Annotated in this window: 7 protein-coding genes; all 7 read left to right on the forward strand. The window is 47.2% G+C overall.

Annotated elements, in window-relative coordinates:
* Positions 1-486 (forward strand): polymorphic toxin-type HINT domain-containing protein (locus E6C55_RS32935; protein ID WP_136374077.1); only part of this gene is annotated, 486 nt, incomplete at its 5' end.
* Positions 487-521: 35 nt separating this feature from the next.
* Entirely contained in the window at positions 522-1,016 is a 495-nt protein-coding gene (locus E6C55_RS32940; RefSeq protein WP_136374078.1) for a hypothetical protein, read from the forward strand.
* A gap of 271 nt (positions 1,017-1,287) precedes the next feature.
* Positions 1,288-1,524, forward strand: coding sequence for a hypothetical protein (locus E6C55_RS32950; RefSeq protein ID WP_136374079.1), 237 nt, complete (start codon positions 1,288-1,290; stop codon positions 1,522-1,524).
* Between the two features lie 257 nt (positions 1,525-1,781).
* Complete coding sequence (gene tnpA, locus E6C55_RS32955; RefSeq protein WP_136374080.1) at positions 1,782-2,198, forward strand: IS200/IS605 family transposase; 417 nt, start codon at positions 1,782-1,784, stop codon at positions 2,196-2,198.
* A gap of 442 nt (positions 2,199-2,640) precedes the next feature.
* Positions 2,641-3,411, forward strand: a complete 771-nt coding sequence (locus E6C55_RS32960) for a hypothetical protein (protein ID WP_136374081.1) — start codon at positions 2,641-2,643, stop codon at positions 3,409-3,411.
* A 16-nt stretch (positions 3,412-3,427) separates the two neighbouring features.
* Positions 3,428-3,691 carry a hypothetical protein gene (locus E6C55_RS32965; RefSeq protein WP_136374082.1) on the forward strand — a complete coding sequence of 88 codons (264 nt, stop codon included), beginning with the start codon at positions 3,428-3,430 and terminating at the stop codon, positions 3,689-3,691.
* Between the two features lie 657 nt (positions 3,692-4,348).
* Positions 4,349-4,930: RHS repeat-associated core domain-containing protein (locus E6C55_RS32970; protein WP_211093699.1), on the forward strand; the 582-nt coding region annotated here is incomplete at its 3' end.

Here is a 4,930-nt window from a genome sequence, read left to right on the forward strand (position 1 = left end):
GGATGGACGGTCGTCAAAGACCTTAGGGTTGGAGACTTGCTTGTTCAGAGTGATGGGAATACACTGGAAATAACCAGTATTGAACTGTTGCACAAGCATGTCACGGTTTACAACATGACTGTTGACGAGTTCCATACGTATTTTGTTAGTGATCTTGGGATTTGGGTTCATAATACTGGTGCTTGTAACTGGAAAAGTGTAAAGCAATTCGGACATACTTTTTCAACTCATGGTGAAGGTACTAAAAATACGAAAAGCTTGATAGACAGGGCTAGAAGTACAGGGAATAATCAGGGGCAATGGCTCGATAATCAGAAAGCAGCAGACTTCATTGCTTCTAAGGGCACACTTACAGAAGCCACAACATTTGATTTACCTGCAGGAATGGGTCAAGTAATTACACCTACTGGAGAGATAGTTCCTGCAACGAAAGTTATAATTGTACCTTCTGCCACAGGAGTTAAAACTGCTTATCCTATTCCATAAATATGCTATGAAAGGGATGGTTCAATATTTTTAGAATGGAGTTAACTTTTGAAGAGTCGACCGACAATAAGGTGCATGAAGAAAACGTAATTTCTAATTTCGAACTAGACGATGTGGCGGCAGTTCTCATAAGTATTTGCGAGGTTTTTGAACATTCGGAGATGGTTTCATTTGTTGTTTCCGGTTTTGGTCAAGAAAAGTGGCCTGTTGATTGTAGAACGGATTTAGCTACAATTATCGAGCAGATCCCTGATATACTGAAAAAGGTAAATAAAGGGATATTTTTGTTCAAATTGGACTTCTATGAACAAGGAATTGAACGACAACTAGTATTTGAAGAAGAGGGGGGACTGGTAAGGGTCACCTGTATGAGTCGTACAAACTGGATACCGAATCCCAATGCTATTCTTTTGGATAAAGTCAAAGTTTCAACCATGATTAAGAACTTCCACAAGAATTTTTTAGAGTACAGTTCAGTTCTTTGTACTGATTTGGCGAATAATCCTTTGTTGGAGAATTGGAAAAAGTAATAAAAATTGACCTTGAGGTTTTCTTCGCCTCAAGGTCTCACTTCTTTCCCCCACCTAGTGCTTAAATTCGCAAAAGTTCCAACAGTAGCGGGTTAATCTTGCCAAGGGATATGGTACACTTGACGACAAAGCTTGGTTCCTAGAGGTGACCCCTATGGCAAAAGGACCGAAACGAGTTGAGAGATTTTCGTTAGCGATAAACAACGTGAAGTGCTGGAACGGCTGATTCGGCGGCTAAGCACACCGCAGTCTTTGACGAAGCGAGGGCGGCATGCTGGACTGGCGAGTTCGTGAGAATCTCAAAGGAGCAAGCGAACCGCTTATCCTTCCCGGCAAGCGGAAGAGCTACAAACCGACGGGCGAGATGTTGCTGGCCCTGCTGCAAAGCATCCAATTAACGCTGCAAACGAGAAAGGGCGCCACGTTGCGTACCCCTGTCACCTCGGATAAGCGAAAATATGAAGCATGTCGTCGAATTAGCGGGGCACTCGATGACGATTTATCCTGAATTCCCGATCAAATTATAACGAGGTCGGCTGGATCAACCAAATACATGGAACAGAATAGGCTTTTCCCCTGTATCTGTATCGTATGATGCACTCTCACAAGATAAAATCACTCACATATTCTTTAACTCCAGATTAAGCCCCACGCTATGCGTGGGAGAACGGAATAGGAAGAGCCGATGCCGATGACGGAAAAGCCCTCCTCTGCTATACTGGCTACGGTTTCGCAGGCCAAAGTCAGCAGCAGAGGAGGGCATCCATGGACAATTCGAGTCTATCACATACGAAATGGGATTGCACGTACCACATCGTATTCATCCCCAAATATAGACGTAAGGTCATGTACGGGGAATTACGAAATGATATTCGCGAAATTATCAAAAAGCTGTGCGAGTACAGAGAAGTTGCGATTGTAGAAGGAAGCGTGTGTGCCGATCACATCCATCTCTGTGTCAAAATCCCGCCAAAGACAAGTGTGTCGGAGTTCATGGGCTACTTGAAAGGGAAAAGCGTACTGATGATATTTGACCGGCATCCCGAGTACCGCCAGAAAGGAAACCGGCATTTCTGGGCAAAAGGATACTATGTAAACACCGTAGGAAGAAATGAGGCTGAGATTCGCAAGTACATCCAGAATCAAGTAGAAGCGGATCAACTCGAAGACAAAAAGCAATGATAAGGCCCCTTTAGGGGCAGCAAGCGACGATGGCTTGCGAAACTACGCCTTTAGGCGTTGGCAGTACCAGGCCCCTTATAGGGGCAAAATCAAGCCACCCGTTGAGCGGGTGGTCCGTGACTTGGATTTAAAAGTAAAACGACAATTTCCAGTAACCTCGTTATAATTATAACTATGATATTGAAGGATTCTACAATTGGAATCACTGGGAACCCACAGTACTACACGTTTTTACTGCAACCTCGTTATAATTTTGCGGGAATGCAGGATTTATACGAATGGCAATGTCGAAGAGACGAGCCGCTAACCAACGAACGGGAACGTATGCCTGAAGCTTGTCGTTTCCGTCACAAAAATGGAAAATGGTGCGATTCGTGCCGCGACCGCCTGTCGATTCCTGCTAAAATTCATGTGCAGGCGGTCAAAAATCGGTTGTGGTAATATGCGGAAAATCGGCACTAAATACACCTACGACAATAACGGGAACCGGGAGTCGCTTCTCGAGACGTACACCTCCGAGCAAGTAAGCGGGTTTGTCGATCCGGGCAGCAATGCCGAGGTCAAGTACCTGATCAAGAAGAGCGAGTATGTCTACTCCAATGCCGGCGAGTTGATGAAGCTCGTCGAGAAGATGGAGAACGTCGCTGGAGAAGAAGTGTTGGAGAAAACAACGGCTTATCTCTACGACGGCAATGGCAACGAAATCCGGCAGCAGATCAGTTATCTCCGTTCTCATACCCGGGATAGGAGACAGGTTACCGGCGCCGACCCTTACGGGGAGGAGATGTCCGGCGATCTGAACACGTTGCTGGAGAAGGTCAGCAATACGTTCGACGGCTTTAACCGGTTGAAGAAGACGGAGCGGGTCAAATCGGGCGATCGGAACACAGTCGAGTATACGTACGACGGCGACGATCTGCGCACACAGAAGATTGCCCGCAGTTCCGGGGATGACTATGCGATCCATGTGACCAACTACGTCTATGATCGTCAATACGTCATTCTGGAGACCGATGCCTCCGATGAGGTGGCCGTTCGTTATGTCCATGGCCTCAACTACATTGCCCGAATCGATGGAGATATCTATAAAGTTCCATTTGAGAATGCTGGTGTAGGTGGAGGTAGACTTGATAATGGACAACCGCTCAATTATGTGGAGATTGTAGTTATGGAAGGAACAAATAAATTGTTAACTGGGTATCCTGTGCCTTAATGGAGGGGGTAAAAACTTGGGTTTATTCGAACGCCAACCAATAGGTAATTGCTGGGTATGTTCGCAGGGCTGGGCTGTAATTGTTAAAGAGATATCAAGTCAAAAATATTTTGTGTATTGTAATGAATGTGAAGCGGAATGGGACACCCCTGAGGAGTTTTTATCCAGGAGGGAAGGTTCGAGGTTCAAATACGGAGTTGTTTCTGAACCTAATGATAAGGAAGTACTTGGTATTGGATGGGATAAATATATCAACAAAGAATTGAAAAATAGGATTTGAAATAAGTGTTGGCCTTGAGGGAAAGATTCCTTCAAGGCCTTTACCTTTCCCGAGTACATAATGATTGGGTGCTATAAACGGGCAAATTCCCTTCCAGTGAACTGTAAATGACAAAAGAATAGAGTAAGCGACAAATAAAATCCAGCGCGCCTAGCCAAGCTAGGCACAACTAGCTGATGAAAGTTCAGCCGGGGTAGGGACCAAGCCGACCCGTAGCTAGCAGGCAGACGTCAGAGAAATCTGGCGGCTGAAGCCCTGTGAAAACTACGCCAAGCTTAGCAGAGCAAAACCGCAGGCCGTAACAACCGTGAATACTACCGCATCGTTAATTGAAACCCGAAAGGGACAAGAGAGTGTCGAGCCTCGTGGGTGCAGGCGAAGACCATGGAACACGCGAAGAGCTTGGAATGCAGCGTGGAAGAACTCTCCGGTGTAGAGGGAGCGGCATGCGGTGAAAGTTGTGTCTGGAACTAGGGAGACCCTCCCCCGCACGGCGGCAAGTCGTCGTAAACGGCAAATCCTATAAGCTGTCAAAAATGCGAAATGGCGAGCCGCGGGAAGGGAGTCGGAGAGGGCCATACTGCGTGCGTGGCAGCACGATCATCAGGTGGGTTAAAGTCCCGCTGAGTCCCGGACTAGGGGACTCATGCGACCCATGTGACCAACTATGTCTATGATCGTCAATACGTCATTCTGGAGACCGATGCCTCTGATGAGGTGGCCGTTCGTTATGTCCATGGCCTCAACTACATTGCCCGAATCGATGGGACTGCGACGGAGCAGTTGTCCTACTACCTGTACAACGGACACGGCGACGTGGTGCAGACCGTCAACGAAGCGGGCGTCCTGGAGAATCAGTACGACTACGATATCTTCGGCAGTCCGATCCTGGTCATCGAGCAATACACCAGCTCGATCCGCTACTCGGGCGAATTCTTCGACGCCGAGGTCGGCCTGTATTACCTCCGCGCGAGGTACTACGATCCGTATGTGGGGCGGTTTATTTCGAGAGATACGTATACGGGGAGAGACGACAGTCCTCTCAGTCTGAATTTGTATACGTATGTGTTGAATAATCCGTTAATGTTTGTTGATCCATCGGGTCATACCGCGGTGGCGTTAAGGGATTTGGCGACGGCTACGGGGGCAAGCGTCTCGTATGATGCGAAGACGGGGATCAGTACGTACAACCTGTCCGGTGTCGAGATTACATTCAATACCAAAAGCGCATCCGATCAA

Source organism: Cohnella fermenti (genome assembly GCF_004801405.1).
In the GTDB taxonomy this organism is placed as follows: domain Bacteria; phylum Bacillota; class Bacilli; order Paenibacillales; family Paenibacillaceae; genus Cohnella; species Cohnella fermenti.